This is a genomic window from Micromonospora sp. DH13, assembly GCF_020873825.1.
Taxonomy (GTDB): domain Bacteria; phylum Actinomycetota; class Actinomycetes; order Mycobacteriales; family Micromonosporaceae; genus Micromonospora; species Micromonospora haikouensis.
The window spans coordinates 13,434-29,208 of the sequence record NZ_JAHWGR010000009.1 but is presented as its reverse complement, the minus strand read 5'-3'; the positions used below and the strand labels follow the sequence as shown (position 1 = coordinate 29,208).

Below are 15,775 nucleotides of genomic sequence, written 5' to 3'. Positions count from 1 at the left end.
ATCGGTCGGTCAGCCGGGCAGGCTCACGCCTCGTGGCTGGCGACGATCTCGCGCTTCTCTGCGAAGTGGCAGGCGCTCGGGTGGTCCGAGCCGGAGCGGATCTCCAGCAGCGGGACCTGCTCGGCGCAGACGTCCTGCGCCTTCCAGCACCGGGTGCGGAACCGGCAGCCTGAGGGCGGGCTGACCGGCGACGGCACGTCGCCGGTCAGCCGGATGATCGCCTTCTGGTCGCGCAGCGTCGGGTCCGGCACCGGCACCGCCGACAGCAGCGCCTGCGTGTACGGGTGGGTGGGGCGCTCGTAGATCTCGTCCTCGGTGCCGATCTCGACGATCTTGCCGAGGTACATGACCGCGACGCGGTCCGACAGGTGCCGGACCACCGACAGGTCGTGGGCGATGAAGACGTACGACAGACCGAGCTCGGTCTGGAGCTTCTCCAGCAGGTTCATCACCTGGGCCTGGATGGACACGTCCAGGGCCGACACCGGCTCGTCGCAGATGATGATCTCCGGCCGCAGTGCGAGGGCCCGGGCGATGCCGATGCGCTGCCGCTGGCCGCCGGAGAACTGGTGCGGGTACCGGTTGATGTGCTCCGGGTTCAGGCCGACGAGGTCGAGCAGTTCCTTGACCTTGTCCCGCCGGCTGCCCTTCGGGGCCACCTCGGGGTGGATCTCGAACGGCTCGCCGATCAGGTCGCCGACCGTCATCCGCGGGTTCAGCGAGGTGTACGGGTCCTGCATGACCAGCTGGATCTGACGGCGCAGCCGGCGCAGGGCGCCGCCGGAGAGCTTGGAGATGTCCTGGCCCTTGTAGTTGACGCTGCCGGCGGTCGGCCGCTCCAGGTTCATCAGCACCCGGGCCAGCGTGGACTTGCCGCAGCCGGACTCGCCGACCACGCCGAGCGTCTCGCCGGCCTTGAGCTCCAGCGACACCCCGTCGACGGCCTTGACGTGCCCGATGGTCTTCTTGAACACCACGCCGCGGGTGACGGGGTAGTGCTTGACCAGGTCACGGACTTCGAGGATGTTCTCAGTCACGGTTCACCAGATCCTCAGCGAAGTGGCAGGCGCTCGCCCGGTCGGTGCCGATCTGCAGCAGCGGTGGCAGCTTCTCCCGGCAGACCGGCTGCGCCATGGGGCAGCGCGGGTTGAACGGGCAGCCCGGCGGGATGTTCATCAGGTTCGGCGGCAGGCCCTTGATGGTGCGGAGCTGCTGGCCCCGCTCGTCCATCCGCGGGATCGAGTCGATCAGGCCCATCGTGTACGGGTGCGCCGGCTTGGCGTACAGGTCGTAGACGTTGGCTTCCTCGACGATCCGGCCCGCGTACATGACCGCGATCCGGTCCGCGACGTCGGCGACCACGCCGAGGTCGTGGGTGATCAGGATCAGGCCCATCTGCCGCTCGCGCTGGAGCTCGGCGAGCAGGTCCATGATCTGGGCCTGCACGGTCACGTCGAGCGCGGTGGTGGGCTCGTCGGCGATCAGCACCTCCGGGTCGAGCGCCAGCGACATCGCGATCATCGCGCGTTGCCGCATGCCACCGGAGAACTGGTGCGGGTAGTTGCTGAACCGGCCCTTGGCGTTCGGGATCTTGACCTGGTCGAGCATCTCGATCGCGCGCTTCTTGGCGTCGGCGCGGCTGAGGCCGCGCCGGATGCGGAACTGCTCGGCGATCTGGAACCCGACGGTGAAGACGGGGTTCAGGGCGGAGAGCGCGTCCTGGAAGATCATCGCGATGCCCTCGCCGCGGATGCGGCGGCGCTCCTCGGCGGACATGGTGAGCATGTCCTTGCCGTGGAAGCGCACCTGGCCGCCGGTGACGAAGCCGGGCGGCGTGTCGAGGATGCCCATGATGGTCTGCGCCGTGACGCTCTTGCCGGAGCCGGATTCGCCGAGCACGGCGAGGGTCTCCCCCGCGTCGACGTGGTAGGTGACGCCGTTGATGACCTTGGCGACGCCGTCGCGGGTGCGGAACTCGACCCGCAGGTCCTCGACCTCCAGGAGGCGACCCGAGGGGCCGCCGGATCCGGCGGCACCCGGCTTGGACTGCTCGGACACGAGAATGTCGGACAACTCAATCTCCCCTAGCGCAGTTTCGGATCGAGGGCCTCGCGGACCGCCTCACCGAGCATCACGAAGCTGAGCACGGCGGTGACGAGGAACGCGGAGGGGAAGAAGAGCAGGAAGGGCGAGACCCGGATGTAGTTCTGCGCCTCACTGATCATGATGCCCCAGGAGACCACCGGGGTCTTCAGGCCGATGCCCAGGAACGACAGCGTGGCCTCCGCGCCGATGAACGACCCGACCATGATCGTGCCGTAGACCAGCAGCGGGGCGAGGCAGTTCGGCAGCAGGTGCTTGAGAATGATCCGGCCGTGGCCGGCGCCCAGCGCCCGGGCCGCGACGATGTAGTCGGCTTCCTTGGTGGCCAGCACCGAGGAGCGCATCAGCCGCATCACCACCGGCCAGCTCAGCACGACCAGGGACATGATGACCAGGCCCATGATCTGCCACTCGGAGTTGCTCGCCCCGGCGCCGTTGAAGGTGGTCAGGATGACGATCGCGCCGAGCACGAACGGCAGGCCGAAGAAGATGTCGGCGAAGCGGGACAGCAGGGCGTCGACCCAGCCGCCGGCGTAGCCGGCGATCATGCCGATCGCGCCGCCGATCAGCAGCGTGCCGATGGTGGAGATCAGGGCCACCACGATCGAGGCGCGGGCGCCGTAGATCGTCCGGGCGTACACGTCGCGGCCCTGCACGTCGTAGCCGAACCAGGCGTCGGCGGACGGCTTGACCTGACTGTTGGCCAAGGCGCCGTTGACCGGGTCCCCGGAGGTGAACAGCGACGGGAAGGCCGCCATCAGCACGAAGATCAGGATGAGGACCGCGGAGACCCAGAACAGCGGCTTGCGGCGCAGGTCGCGCCAGGCGTCGCCGAGCAGGCCGCGCGGCTTCTCCTTGCGGGCGTTCGCGGGCAGGCCGGCGTCGACGGGCGCGCCGGAGCCCGCCTCGGTGGGCATGGTCGCCGGCGGGGTCGAGACGATCGATGCGGTGCTGGGGTCACTCATGCCGCCACCTCGCTGCGCTCGGTGCCGGGGCGGTGGCCCCGGCACGCTGCGTTCTTGACTCGTTCGCGACGCTGCTCACTCATAGCGGATCCTCGGGTCGAGAGCGGCGTAGAGCAGGTCCACCAGGAGGTTCATCAGGAGGTAGACGAGCACCAGGACCACCACGATGGAGACAACGGTAGCGCTCTCCTTCGTGACGATCGCCCGGAGCACGGCCCGGCCGATGCCGTTGATGCCGAAGATGCCCTCGGTGACGATGGCGCCGCCCATGAGCGCGCCGAGGTCGGTGCCGAGGAGGGTGACGACCGGGATCAGCGAGTTGCGCAGCAGGTGCACGCCGACGACGCGCCGCATCGGCAGCCCCTTGGCGATGGCGGTGCGGACGTAGTCGGCGCGGCGGTTCTCGGCGATGCTGGTGCGCGCCACCCGGGCGACGTACGCCATGGAGGCGCTGCCGAGGACGAAGCCCGGCAGGAGCAGCTCGGACAGCCGCATCTCGCTGGAGACGGTCGGGTGGACGATGCCCCACTTGACGCCGAGCAGCCACTGGAGGACGAAGCCGACGACGAAGACCGGCAGCGCGATCAGGAAGAGCGTCGAGACGAGCACCAGGTTGTCGAGGAAGCCGTTGCGCCGCAGGCCGGTCAGGACGCCGGCGGTCAGGCCGATGACCGCCTCGATCGCCAGGGCCACCACGGCGAGCTTCAGGGTGTTCGGGTACGCGGTGGCGATGATGTCGCCGACCGCGCGGTTGTTGTACGTGACGCCGAAGTCCCCCTGGAACAGGTTCTTCATGTAGGTGGCGTACTGCACCCAGATCGACTGGTCGAGCTGGTACTTCTCGGTCATGAAGTTGATGTACGAGTCCGGGCACCGGCGGTCGCCGCACTTGCCGGCGAACGGGTCGCCCGGCACGGACCAGACGAGCCAGTAGATCAGGAACGTCGTACCGATGAAGACCGGGACGAGTTGCAGTAGCCGTCTCAACAGATAACGGCCCATGGGGGGTCCTCCTGACAGGGGGCGCGTCGGACGACCGCCGACACGGGGTGACGTCAACGTGGCGGGGAGTGTTGTGCACTCCTCGCGGAACGGCCCCGGGCCGGACCCACCGGTAGGTGAGCCCGACCCGGGGTCAGACCGAACGGATCAGAGCTCGACCGAGGTGATGTCGAGTTCGCCGACGTTGCTCAGCTCCATCTTCTTGATCTTCTCCGAGTGGCCGGACTGCTGGCCACCGAAGTAGATAGGCATCGACGGAACGTCCTGGTCGATGAGCTTGACGGCCTCAGCGAACTTGGCGTGCGAGGCGTCGAGGCTCGGCGCGGAGCTGGCCTCCTTGGCCAGGGCGTCGACCTGCTTGTTGCTGTACAGACCGTCGTTCGAGGAGCCACCGGTCACGTAGAGCGGGTTGATCCAGTTCTCCACGTCCGGGTAGTCCTGCTGCCAGCCGGCGCGGTAGGCGCCCTTCATCTTGTGGGCGTTGATGTTCTGGCGGAACACCGCGAAGGTCGGCACGCCCTCGGCGCGGGCGTTGATGCCGAGGTTGGTCTTGACCTGCTGCGCGACGGCCTCCATCCACTCCTTGTGGCTGGCGTCGGCGTTGTAGTACATGACCAGCTCACCCGAGAAGCCGCCGGCCTCGGCGAGCAGCTTCTTGGCCTCGTCCACGTTGAACTGGCACGCGGTGCAGTTACCCGGCGCCGCGCCCGGGGTCAGCGGGTTGGCCCAGCTGTCGGCCGGCTTCCGGTTACCGAAGAAGATCTTGTCGGTGATCTCCTGCCGGTTGATCGACAGGGAGATGGCGCGACGCAGCTTCGGGTTCTGGAAGCGCTTGTCGTAGATCGGGAAGGCGATGATGCCGGTCGACGGGGTGGTCGACGCGATGGCGCGGTCGGCGAGGTCCGACTTCCACTTGTCGCCGGCGAGGGCTGCGACCGGCACCTGCTGCATGAAGTCGAGGTTCCCGGAGACCAGGTCGCTGTACGCGGCCGTGTCCTCCTGGTACATCTTGACGGTGACGTCCTTGACCTTCATCTTGTCGCGCAGCTGGTAGTCGTCGAACCGCGTCAGCTTGATCTGGACGTTGTTCTCCCAGGACACGAACTTGACCGGCCCGTTGCCGATCGGCTTCTTGCCGAACTCCTCGGCGCTGCCCGAGAAGAAGGCGTCCGGCAGCGGCATGAAGGTGCTGTAGCCGAGCTTGGTCGGGAACACGGCGGTCGGCGCGGCGAGCGTGACCTCGAAGTTCCAGTCGTCGACGACCTTGAGGCCGGACATCTCCTTGGCCTTCGGCTCCGGGGCCTTCTGCGGGCCCTCGGGGCCGTCCGGGTCCGCCGTGTTGACGTCGGCGAAGCCCTCGATGTCGGCGAAGAAGCTGGAGTTCTGCGCGCCGTTCGGCGAGTAGGCGCCCCAGTTCCAAGCGTCCACGAAGTTCTTGGCCTTGACGACGGTGCCGTCGTGGAACTTCGTGTCCTGCTTGATCTTGATCTTGTAGACCTTGGAGTCGGCCGTCTCGATCGACTCGGCCAGGGCGTTCTGCGGGGCACCACCGTTGTTGGGGTACTCGACCAGACCGGTCCACATCCAGTCGATGATCTTGCCGCCACCGGTCTCGGTGGTGTTCGACGGAACCAGCGGGTTCTCCGGCTCGGTGCCGTCGACCGTGATCGCGCCGTCTGCGCTGGTGGCTTCGCCACCCTCTCCGTCGCTGCTGGAGCAGCCGGACGCGACGAGCGCGAAAGCCGCGCCCAGCGCGATCGCGCCACTCGCCCGCTTCGAGACTCTCATTCCGAGGGGCCTCCTCTTTCTAACCTGTTCCGTCGTGGGTTTCACGCACGCATGGGGGGTGACACCGCCGGCGGTCGCAACCACCGACCGCCGGTTACCGCAGGAAATCGGGACACCCCTGATGTACCGATCCGCCGGGCTGCCGCACCGTACCGGATTCGGCCCCCGCGCAGGAATCGACGACCACGAACCGTGACTTCTCGACACATCCGTGGTCGCGCGACCGTGCATGGGCGCCTCACACCGGGGGTGAGGTGCTGCAACTGTGACACCTGCCGGCCCGTTACGTGAAGGTGCCGTTATCAAGCCGTTAGTTGCCCGCAGTGCGGCCGATACTTGGGAAATGATCTTGAAACAAGCCGGCCGCGCCCCGCTGAACAGCCAAGATACAACCGACTTTCGCGTTCCGCCCAACGCCCGCGACCAGCCTGTGAGCTTCCCCGCCCCCGTGCTGCGGGCAGGGTGGAGCGGGACGGACACCGACACGGTCTGCCCGTCCGGGCGAGGCGGCCTTCGGCCGCCCGGGGAGCAGCACCGACCGAGCGGGGGATGCGAGCCGAATGACCAGGCTCACAGTTACGCTGCGTCACACCGGCCGACACCCAGGATCATCGCCGGGGCCCGGCCGGAACCAGGAGTCGATCACACCAGGCGGCGGTCCGCAGCCCAGCGCGACAATTCATACCTGTTGGACATCTGGAGCTTGCGTAGGACGTTCGACACGTGCGTCTCGACCGTCTTGATCGAGATGTAGAGCTCCTTGGCGATCTCCTTGTACGCGTACCCCCGGGCGAGCAGGCGGAGCACCTCGCGCTCCCGGTTGGTGAGCTGGTCCAGCTCCGGATCGGCCACCGGGGCGTCCGGCCGGGCGGCGAACGCGTCCAGCACGAACCCGGCCAGCCGGGGACTGAACACGGCGTCCCCGTCGGCCACCCGGCGGATCGCCGCGGCCAGCTCGTCCGGGGAGATCGTCTTGGTGACGTAGCCCCGGGCGCCGGCCCGGATCAGGCCGATCACGTCCTCGGCGGCGTCGGACACGCTCAGCGCCAGGAAGCGCACCTGCGGGTGGCTGCGCCGCATCGCCTCCAGCACCGCCCGGCCGCCGCCGTCGGGCATGTGCACGTCCAGCAGCACCACGTCGGGGACACTGGCGGCGATCCGGGCGACCGCCTCGGCCACCGTGCCGGCCTCGCCCACCACGTCGACGTGCACGCCCAGCTCGGCGCGGACCCCCGCGCGGAACATGGCGTGGTCGTCGACGAGGAAGACGCGCAGGCGCGCAGGCGCGCCCGCCCCGCCCTCGACCGGTCCGGTCGGCTGCTCGGCCATGGTCATCTGTCCCTTTCCGCCGTGGACTGGTCGCGGGAGATCGGCAGGATCAACCGGACCTCCGTCCCCTCACCCGGCTCGGAGCGGATCTCCGCCCGGCCGCCGTGCCGCCTCATCCGCCCGACGATCGACCCCCGGACCCCGTGCCGGTGGTCCTCCACCGTATCGGGATCGAAGCCCTTGCCCCGGTCCCGGACGAAGACGCTCACCTGCTCCGGTTCGACCTCGGCGTACAGCGAGACCGTCCGCACCCCGGCGTGCCGGGCCGCGTTCACCAGCGCCTCGCGGGCCGCCGCGACCAGCGCGCCGACCCGCTCGTCGGTGCCCCGGTCGCCCACCACCACCGTCTCCACGGTGATGGCGTAGGTGTCCTCGACCTCGGCCGCCGCCTGCTCCAGGGCCGCGGCGAACCGCTCCGTCGGCGAGGCGGTCGGCTTGTAGAGCCAGTTGCGCAGCGACCGCTCCTGCCCGCGCGCGAGCCGCTGCACGGTCGTGGTGTCGGCGGCGTTGCGCTGGATCAGCGCGAGGGTGTGCAGCACCTGGTCGTGCACCATGGCGGCCAGCTCCGCCCGCTCCTGCTCGCGGATGCGCCCCTCGCGCTCCGAGCGGAGCTGGTTGTAGGTCCGCCAGAGCACCGGGGCCGCCACCACCCCCACCCCGGCCAGCCCCACCAGCGCGAAGATGACGCCGTTGACCACCGCGTCGAAGTTCTGCGCGGGCGAGTAGACCGCCGCCACGCCGATGATGCCGACCGCGACCAGCACCCCGCCGCCGATGAACCGCAGCACGAACGCGCGCCGGTCGTTCTCCTCGATCACCGCGCCGAGCCAGGGCACCGGCATCCGCTCGTCCCACTGCCGGCGGCGCTCCGGCGCGGACTGGTGCCAGATCACCCCGGCCCCGACCGCGATGATCGCGACCAACCAGCCGGCGGTCCCCGCCGCGCCGACGGAGTCGAAGAGCACCGTCTGGAGCACCAGCACCACCAGCCCGATCGCCACGAACGGCAGGAGCTGGCCGAGATCCCGGCGGGCCGGGACGGCGGCGTCACCGGGCCGCAGCGGGACCACCGCCCAGAAGGCGGCGTAGAGCAACAGCCCGAGCCCGCTGAGGCCCAGCAGCACCATGAACGCGATCCGCACCCGGACCACCGAGATGCCGAGGTGCTCGGCGATGCCGGCGGCGACGCCGGCGGCCATCCGGTGCTCGGGCGCCCGGTAGAGGCGGGGCGGCTGGGTCACGGCGCTGATCGGAGGCTCCCTGCTCGGGCGGGGCGCACGCCGGGCCGCCGTGCGGCGCGGGCGCGGGCGCGCCGGGGCCGGCGACGCCGATCCGATCGTCACACGCCGCGAGGGCCGCCGACCACGGGGAACGCCCGGACATCCGGGCCCGCCCGATCTCAGGGTGGGGTCAGGGTCGGTTCCGGAGGTCTCTCGCCGGCCCGCGCAGCAGGATCGAGGCATGACCGAGGAAGCTGCCCCGCCGCCCCGCCCCGGGACGGCACCGCCGGGCGGGCCACCACCGCCCCCGCCGCCGGCCCCGGCGGCCCCCACCACCCCCCCCGCCTGGACCGCGCCGACCGACTTCGGCCCGGCGGCGGCCGCGCCCGGTGACCCGGAGGCGACCGCCCGGCCGGGCCCGCCCGGGCAGACCGGCCAGGCCCACGGGGGCTGGCCGCCGCCGCGGACGCCGGGGGCGGGCGCGCCCCCGCCGCCGCGCGGGGGTGGCGGTCCGGGGGGGGGCGGCCCACCGCCCGGGGGGGTCGCGGCCCCGCCGCCCCCGCCGCCCGGGGGTGACGGTCCGGGGGCGGGCGGCCCACCACCCGGGGGGTACGCGGCCCCGCCGCCCCCGCCGCCCGAGGGAGCCAGCTTCACCTCCCGGTACGGGCTGGTCCGGCCGCGCGAGGGTCGCTACCTGGCCGGCGTCTGCGCGGCGATCGGCCGGGCCACCAACACCGACCCGGTGCTCTGGCGGGTGCTGCTGGCGGTGCTGGGCTTCTTCGGCGGCATCGGCATCCTGGTGTACGTCACGGCCTGGCTGATCATCCCCGGCGAGGGCGACACCGCCTCCCCCGTCGAGTCGATGCTCGGCCGGGGCCGGTCCAGCATGTCCCCGGTCACCGTGATCGTGCTGAGCATCCTGGTCGCGGTGAGCTTCGGTTACATCGTCACCGACGCGTTCCGGGCGGTGCTGCTCGGCGCGGCCATCCTGGTCGGCGGCGCGCTGCTGCTCAACCGGGACCACGCCGCGGCAGGCCGGGGCGCGGCCCCCGGCACGCCCGCCGCCGCCCCGCCGGGGCCGGTGCCGCCGGCCGCGTGGCCCACGCGGGGCACCGTCGTCCCGCCCGCGCCGGGGCTGTTCACCCCGCCCGCCGGCCACGGGGCCGTGTCTCCGACGCCGCCGGCCGGCCCCGGCGTCCCCGGTCAGCCGTCCGGAGCACCGCTCGCGGGGCAGCCCGCCGGGGCCCTGCCGAGGCAGTCGTTCGGGGCGCCCGTCCCCGGGCAGCCCGCCACCGGGTGGGCCGCACCCGCCCGGCCCCCGGGCGGGACGACCGCCGGGCTGCCGGCCTGGCCGCCCGCGCCGGCCCCGTCGACCGGTCCACCCGCCCCGGTCGCCTACCCGCCGGTCATCCCGCCCGCGCCGCCCGGCTACCGGCCGCCGTTCGCCCCGCACGGCCCGTACGCCCAGGGGCCGCAACCGGCCCCGGCGGCGCCGCACCCGCCGGCCCGGCCGCCGAAGCGGCCCCGGGAGCGGTCCCCGCTGGGTGCCGTGACCTTCTCGCTGATCTTCCTGGCGCTCGGCGTGGTGGCCGTGCTCGACCTGCTGGACGTGGTCGAGGTGGGGGCGGCGGCGTACTTCGCGGCGGCCCTGGCGACCATCGGGCTCGGCCTGCTCGTCGGCGCCTGGTTCGGCCGGGCGCGGTGGCTGATCGCGCTCGGGCTGGTCACCGCGGCGGCGCTCGGCGTCGCCACGGTCGCCGAGTCCTACGACCGGGTCCGGGGCGTGGACGGGGACGTCACCTGGGCCCCCACGGACCGCCGCGACCTGGCCGACCGGTACGAGAACAACTTCGGCGACGCCGTGCTGGACCTGCGCGCCATCGACTTCGACAAGCAGGAGACCCAGATCACCGTCGCGATCAACTTCGGCAAGGCGACCGTGGTGGTGCCGCCGAACGTCGACGTCACCACGATCGCCGACGTCAACGCCGGGGACTCGACCATCTTCGGCAACCGCTCGGGCGCCCTGGACGGTCGGCTCCGGGAGATCACCGACCTCGGCGCGGACGGTCCCGGCGGCGGGAAGCTGCGCCTCTACGTCCACGTCAACGCCGGAGACCTGGAGGTGACCCGGTGAAGGCGCACCGCACCGACGTCGTATCGCTCGGCTTCGGCCTGTTCTTCGTCGCGCTGGCTGCCTGGTGGCTGCTCGCCCAACTGCTCGGCCTGGCCCTCCCCCCGGTCGGCTGGTTCCTGGCCGGCGGGCTGCTCCTGATCGGCGTGCTGGGGCTGGTCGGCGCGTTGCGCTCCGGCCGGGGCAACCGGGCGGCCGGCCCGCAGGGGGCCACCCCCGGGACGGCACCGGCCGCCGAGCCCGGTGCCGGAGCCGGTGTCGCGACGGAGGCCGAGGAGACGGGTGCCGCGCGGACCGACGAGTGGCCGGCCGCCGCCGTCTCCGACGACCTGCCCGAGGCGGTCGAGGACCGGCCGGTCAGCGACGGCGGGGCGCCCCGCGGGGACGAGCGGGCGGGCGGTTGACCGCTGCGGTGCGGGCCCCGGCGGAGGGCGCATATGCTGGCCGTGGAGATCTCGCCTCCGCCGGCCGGCCCACGCCGCGGGCCTCGCCCGCGACGAGCCGCCGGGCCGTCGACGACCGGGCCGCGTCGCGGGGCCTCGCCCCGGCCCGCCGCCCGGTCGTCGGGCCCGTCCGCGGTCGACCCCGACCGGTTCGCCGTGGCGATCCCGCCGCGATTGCCGTCTCTACCCCGTCAGGAGCCCGTCCGACATGACCCAGTCCCCCGCCGTGCGCACCTCCGGCCGGCCCGGTCCGGTCCGCATCGGCGAGCGTGCCGCCCGTACCCTCGTCACCGAGCTCGCCCGGCGCAACGACCCGAAGGCCGCCCTGCTGGTCGGCGCGACCCCGGACTCCGCGGTCCTCGCCGCGGCGATCGACGCCCTGCTGCCCGGCGACGCTCTCACCGTCGTGCCGGCCGGGTCGGCGACGCCGGCCGCGCTGCGCGAGCACGTGACGGCCCAGGGCCCTTGGGTCGCCGACCGGGTACGCGTGGTGGACTCCCTCGCCGAGGCCGACGCCGTCGAGGTGGTGATCGCCGCCGAGCCGCTCACCGGCACCGCCGACGAGACCCGCACAACCGTCGACGGCCTGGCGAAATACCTGGCCGACGGTGCGGTGCTCGCCGTGGCGGTGCCGGCGACCCCGGCCCGGACGGCCGGCGCGGCGGCCGAGCTGGAGCGGCAGGCCGCCCTGCACGGCGCCGGGAGCGACCTGGTGCTGCGCAACTCCCCGCCGGTGCGGGTGCACCGGCTCCGGTTCACCCCGGCCGACGCGGCGGTCGCCGCCCGCCTCGCCCCGGCCCACCGGCCGTCGAGCGTCCCGCTGACGCGGGGCATGCACATCGACTCCAACGGGGTCGCGGCGGCCGGCATCACCCTCGGTTTGGCCGCGCTGACCCGGGTCGCCCGGCCCAAGTCCAAGCTGTGGCTGGTGCCGGCCCTCGCCGCCGTCCCGGTGGCCGCGTTCTTCCGGGACCCGCAGCGGGACGTTCCCGAGGACCCGTCGGCCGTCGTGGCCGCCGCCGACGGTCAGGTGCTGTCGGTGCAGCGGCTGCACGACGAGCGGTTCGGCGACGGCGAGTGGCTGCGGGTCGCGGTGTTCCTGTCGGTGCTGGACGTGCACGTCAACCGCTCCCCGGTGGCCGGCAAGGTGGTCGACTACTTCGTCGCCGACGGCGGGTTCGTCAACGCCATGAAGCCGGACGCCGAGCACAACGTGGCGGCGTACACGGTGCTCGACACCGACCACGGGACGGTCGTCGTGGCGCAGCGCACCGGGCTGATCGCCCGGCGCATCGTGCAGCGGGCCCCGATCGGGTCGCTGCTGGCCCGGGGCGAGCGGTTCGGCCTGATCCGGTTCGGCTCGCGCACCGACGTCTACCTGCCGGCCGACGCCGCCGACCCGCTGGTCGGGCCGGGCGACCGGGTGGTCGGCGGGTCCACGGTCATCGCCCGCTGGCGCTGAGCCGGGCACGACGAAGGGGGCGCCGCGACTGCGGCGCCCCCTTCGTCGTCGAGCGTCGGATCAGGCGGTGCGGCGCTGGTGCAGCCAGAGCACGGGGCCGCTGACCAGGTAGCCCACCACGATCAGGGCGAAGGTGAGCCGGATGTCGACCAGCGCGCCGACCACCGGGGCCAGCCAGAGCCACGGCGGCAGCTTCACCAGCCGGGCCAGCTTCGCGTACGGGAAGCTGGAGACCATCGCGAACGCCAGCAGCGCCACCCCGGCGATCTGCACGAGGCCGGGCAGCGGCAGGCCCAGGGCGACGGTCAGGGCCAGCACGGCCGCGGCCATCGTGGTCGGCACGCCGCAGAAGAAGCGGCCGTCCTTCGGCGAGACGTTGAACCGGGCGAGCCGGATCGCCGCGCAGGCGGCGACGAGCGCGGCGGCGACCGCGGCGGCGGCGCGCGGCGCCTCGCCGGCGAGCGAGGCGTAGACCACCACGGGGGCGGCCAGGCCGAACGAGCACATGTCGGCCAGCGAGTCCATCTGGGCGCCGAACGGGCTGGCCACCCCGAACCGGCGGGCCAGCGCGCCGTCGAGCCCGTCGAACGCCACGCAGGCGATCAGCAGGAGCGCGGCGAGGCGCACCTGGCCCTGCATGGCCACGAAGATGGCGTTGATGCCCAGCACGAGGCTGGCCAGGGTGCAGGCGTTGACCAGGGCGAACTTGACCCGGCGGGCCGTCGTCCGCGCGCCGGGCAGCAGCGGGATCGACATCGACGCCGCGTCGTCGACCGGGGCGGCGGGGCCCACGGCCGGGCTCACCGGCACGACCGCCTCGACCTCGGTGCGCTGGTAGCGGTCGAGGCCGTAGCGGCGGCGCTGCCGGTCGAGGTAGCGGTGCTCGGGCGAGGTCAGGTCGGTGCCCGCGGCGGCGACGCCGTCACGGCGTCCCACCCGGACGAGCAGCACCTGGCGGGCGAACGTGCTGCTGCGGCGCAACGGGCCCGCCCAGCGACGCCCTGCGGGGCGCGGACTGTCAGTCGTACGACGCCGGCGCCATGGGGCTCTCGGCACGTTTCCTCCATCACCGGATCGGGCTGGCCGCCACGAGGGCGGGTGTCCGGCTGTCTCGTGCCGGACCGCTTCGGGCCCGGCAGCCGTCAAAGCGGAGTACACCATTGCACAGGGGTAGGGGGCTTGGCGATAGCTGCCGGCGGACCTTATATCTCCGTTAAACCGCGCGAATCGCCTCTTCTATTCCCATCTCGGGCCTGATCGCCCGATCCTCCATCAACCCCGCCTTCAGCCTACCGGAGGTCGTCGATACCGGCTCGGCGGGCGGGCGCTATGCGACCCCATGTCCGGTTACCAGGGCCGCCACCTCGGTCAGCGGCAGGTCGCCGAGCGCGTCCGGCGGGAACCAGGCGGCGGCGGCCGTCGACCCCCCGGCCAGCTCCGTGACCCGGGCCTCGGTGGGGTCGTCGACCACCACCCGGTAGACCACCCGCACCCCGTGCCAGTCCATCGGCCGGCCCTCCGGCCCCAGCGCGCCGGGATCGTAGCGGTGGTGGACGGTGAGCAGCTCGACGACCCGGCCGAGCTGCCCGGCCTCCTCGACCAGCTCGCGGAGCAGGCCGGCGGCCGGCTGCTCGCCGTGGTCGGTGCCGCCGCCGGGCAGGTGCCACAGCCCGGCCCCCGGGTAGCCGTCGGCGATCAGGGTGAGCAGCACCCGCCCGCCCGGGTCGGTGACCAGCCCGTACGCCGCGAAACGCTGCCGCCGGTCGGCCGGGACCGGCGGGTACGGCGTGTCGGGGGACGCCCCGGGATCGGGCCGCCGGAGCGGGGTGACCGGCAGGCCGAGCGCCTCGGCGGTGAACGGCAGCAGCGGCAGCCCGGCGGCCTCGTCGAGGGTCGACCAGCGCGCCAGGTCGGTGGTGCCGTCGGGCTCGTCGCGCAGCGTGCCGCCGGTCGCCTCGACGGCGAAGACGATCCGGTCGGTGTGCAGCGCCACGCCCGGCAGCCCGGTGACGTCCGAGACGGCGGCGAGCAGGCCCGTCACCCGGACGTCGAGGCCGGTCTCCTCGGCGAACTCCCGGACCACGCCGGCCTCGGGGTGCTCCCCGTGCTCCAGCCCGCCCCCGGGCAGCTGCCACACGCCGGGGTGGTCGGCCGACGCGGAGCCGCGCACGAGCAGCACCCGCCCGTCGCGGCCCCGGCACACCCCGTAGACCCCCACCCGCCGTCGCTGTTCCCGCACCCCGCGCCTCCCGGTCCCCGGGCGGGACGCCCGGTCGATCAAGAAGCTATCGCGGACGACGGCCGCGCGGGCGACGACGTGGGGCCGTAGGGCCGCACCCCGGGTCGGGCGACCGGTCGGGCCCGGCTCGGGCGGCGGTCAGGCGAGGCGGGCGGCCTGGACGGCCTCGGCCGTGACCTCGGTGAGCCGGTCGGCGGGCAGCGCGCCCAGCTCCTCCCGGGCGAACCAGCGGGCCTCGCAGGTGGAGCCGCCGACGTCGGTCACCGTGGGCGGGGCGGGCTGGTCGACCATCACCCGGTAGAAGGCGCGCACGCCGTGCCAGTCGATCGGGTAGCCCTCCGGGCCGAGGGAGGCGGCGTCGCGGTGGCTGGCCACCCCGAGCAGCTCGACGAGGCGGCCCCGCTGACCGGTCTCCTCGACCAGCTCCCGGATCAGCGCCGCGCCCGGCTGCTCGCCGTAGTCGGTGCCGCCCCCGGGCAGGTGCCAGCAGCCGGCCCCCGGGTAGCCGTCGGAGACCCGGGTGAGCAGCACCCGGCCGTCGGGGTCGGTGGCCACCGCGTACGCGGCGAAGCGCTGGGCGCGGTGCAGCCCGTCGGGGCCGGGCACCGCGTAGAAGGAGGGGAACTCCGGGGGCTCGTCGGGCACCACGTCGGCCGAGGAGGCGGGCAGCCCGAGGGCCCGCGCGGTGAACGCGCGCAGCGGCAGCTCGCGCGCCTCGGTGGGGGTGACCCAGCGGGCCAGGTCGGTGGGGCGGTCGACCCGGTCGGTGAGCGTGCCGCCGCGCACCGACACCCGGTAGATGAGCCGGTCGGTGTGGATGGTGATGCCGCGCTCGGGCAGGGCCCGCATGTCGGCCAGCACGTCGTCGAGGCCGGAGACGGCGACCGAGAGCCCGGTCTCGGCGGCGGTCTCCCGGACGACGGTGTGGTTGGGGTCCTCGCCGTGGTCGACCGCCCCGCCGGGGAGGGACCACGTGCCGGGGGTGCCGGAGCGCTCCGATGCGCGGACCAGCAACACTCGGCCGACTGAGTCAGCACAGACTGCGTATGCCGCGATCCTGCGGAGCGGCTCCAGCATGGTGGTCACGGGG

The 15,775-nt window shown here is 73.2% G+C and carries 13 protein-coding genes; 3 read left to right on the top strand and 10 right to left on the bottom strand.

The window, feature by feature from the left end; genetic code table 11:
* Positions 1-23: 23 nt before the first annotated feature.
* The 7 genes from LPA42_RS11300 to LPA42_RS11270 form a co-directional block, all read right to left on the bottom strand.
* Entirely contained in the window at positions 24-1,037 is a 1,014-nt protein-coding gene (locus LPA42_RS11300) for an ABC transporter ATP-binding protein (RefSeq protein WP_077938361.1), read from the bottom strand.
* Positions 1,030-2,058, bottom strand: a complete 1,029-nt coding sequence (locus tag LPA42_RS11295) for an ABC transporter ATP-binding protein (protein ID WP_077938360.1) — start codon at positions 2,056-2,058, stop codon at positions 1,030-1,032. The genes LPA42_RS11300 and LPA42_RS11295 overlap by 8 nt, the downstream gene beginning before the upstream one ends.
* Before the next feature lie 26 nt (positions 2,059-2,084).
* On the bottom strand, positions 2,085-3,068 hold the full coding sequence (locus LPA42_RS11290; protein WP_077938359.1) for an ABC transporter permease: 984 nt from the start codon (positions 3,066-3,068) through the stop codon (positions 2,085-2,087).
* A 75-nt stretch (positions 3,069-3,143) separates the two neighbouring features.
* Positions 3,144-4,070: an ABC transporter permease gene (locus tag LPA42_RS11285; RefSeq protein ID WP_077938358.1), complete on the bottom strand. Its 927-nt coding sequence runs from the start codon at positions 4,068-4,070 to the stop codon at positions 3,144-3,146.
* Between the two features lie 147 nt (positions 4,071-4,217).
* Positions 4,218-5,858 (bottom strand): ABC transporter substrate-binding protein, encoded by a 1,641-nt coding sequence (locus LPA42_RS11280; RefSeq protein WP_077938357.1) that lies wholly within the window; start codon positions 5,856-5,858, stop codon positions 4,218-4,220.
* Positions 5,859-6,500: 642 nt separating this feature from the next.
* Positions 6,501-7,187 (bottom strand): response regulator transcription factor, encoded by a 687-nt coding sequence (locus LPA42_RS11275; protein WP_043965680.1) that lies wholly within the window; start codon positions 7,185-7,187, stop codon positions 6,501-6,503.
* A gap of 2 nt (positions 7,188-7,189) precedes the next feature.
* Positions 7,190-8,428: an ATP-binding protein gene (locus LPA42_RS11270; RefSeq protein ID WP_176734109.1), complete on the bottom strand. Its 1,239-nt coding sequence runs from the start codon at positions 8,426-8,428 to the stop codon at positions 7,190-7,192.
* A gap of 220 nt (positions 8,429-8,648) precedes the next feature.
* Here LPA42_RS11270 and LPA42_RS11265 point away from each other — a divergent pair, with 220 nt between their 5' ends.
* From LPA42_RS11265 to LPA42_RS11255, 3 genes are all read left to right on the top strand, one after another.
* Positions 8,649-10,544 carry a PspC domain-containing protein gene (locus LPA42_RS11265; RefSeq protein WP_228986537.1) on the top strand — a complete coding sequence of 632 codons (1,896 nt, stop codon included), beginning with the start codon at positions 8,649-8,651 and terminating at the stop codon, positions 10,542-10,544.
* The gene (locus tag LPA42_RS11260; protein ID WP_198956620.1) at positions 10,541-10,945 is read left to right on the top strand and encodes a hypothetical protein; all 405 of its coding nucleotides are present in this window, start codon (positions 10,541-10,543) and stop codon (positions 10,943-10,945) included. The genes LPA42_RS11265 and LPA42_RS11260 overlap by 4 nt, the downstream gene beginning before the upstream one ends.
* Before the next feature lie 247 nt (positions 10,946-11,192).
* Positions 11,193-12,446 (top strand): phosphatidylserine decarboxylase, encoded by a 1,254-nt coding sequence (locus LPA42_RS11255; protein ID WP_077938353.1) that lies wholly within the window; start codon positions 11,193-11,195, stop codon positions 12,444-12,446.
* 60 nt (positions 12,447-12,506) lie between these two features.
* On the opposite strand, the gene LPA42_RS11250 is transcribed toward LPA42_RS11255, so the two are convergent.
* The 3 genes from LPA42_RS11250 to LPA42_RS11240 all read right to left on the bottom strand — a co-directional run bounded on the left by LPA42_RS11250 (position 12,507) and on the right by LPA42_RS11240 (position 15,771).
* Positions 12,507-13,427 carry a phosphatidylcholine/phosphatidylserine synthase gene (locus LPA42_RS11250; RefSeq protein WP_043965676.1) on the bottom strand — a complete coding sequence of 307 codons (921 nt, stop codon included), beginning with the start codon at positions 13,425-13,427 and terminating at the stop codon, positions 12,507-12,509.
* A gap of 346 nt (positions 13,428-13,773) precedes the next feature.
* Complete coding sequence (locus LPA42_RS11245; protein WP_228986536.1) at positions 13,774-14,685, bottom strand: NUDIX hydrolase; 912 nt, start codon at positions 14,683-14,685, stop codon at positions 13,774-13,776.
* Positions 14,686-14,823: 138 nt separating this feature from the next.
* Positions 14,824-15,771: an NUDIX hydrolase gene (locus LPA42_RS11240; RefSeq protein WP_043965675.1), complete on the bottom strand. Its 948-nt coding sequence runs from the start codon at positions 15,769-15,771 to the stop codon at positions 14,824-14,826.
* Positions 15,772-15,775 lie beyond the last annotated feature (4 nt).

Bases quoted from the DNA above. Each gene is read 5' to 3' on its own strand.
- LPA42_RS11265 (WP_228986537.1), top strand. From the start codon at position 8,649: ATGACCGAGGAAGCTGCCCCGCCGCCCCGCCCCGGGACGGCACCGCCG.
- LPA42_RS11290 (WP_077938359.1), bottom strand. From the start codon at position 3,068: ATGAGTGACCCCAGCACCGCATCGATCGTCTCGACCCCGCCGGCGACC.
- LPA42_RS11275 (WP_043965680.1), bottom strand. From the start codon at position 7,187: ATGGCCGAGCAGCCGACCGGACCGGTCGAGGGCGGGGCGGGCGCGCCT.
- LPA42_RS11255 (WP_077938353.1), top strand. From the start codon at position 11,193: ATGACCCAGTCCCCCGCCGTGCGCACCTCCGGCCGGCCCGGTCCGGTC.
- LPA42_RS11280 (WP_077938357.1), bottom strand. From the start codon at position 5,858: ATGAGAGTCTCGAAGCGGGCGAGTGGCGCGATCGCGCTGGGCGCGGCT.
- LPA42_RS11285 (WP_077938358.1), bottom strand. From the start codon at position 4,070: ATGGGCCGTTATCTGTTGAGACGGCTACTGCAACTCGTCCCGGTCTTC.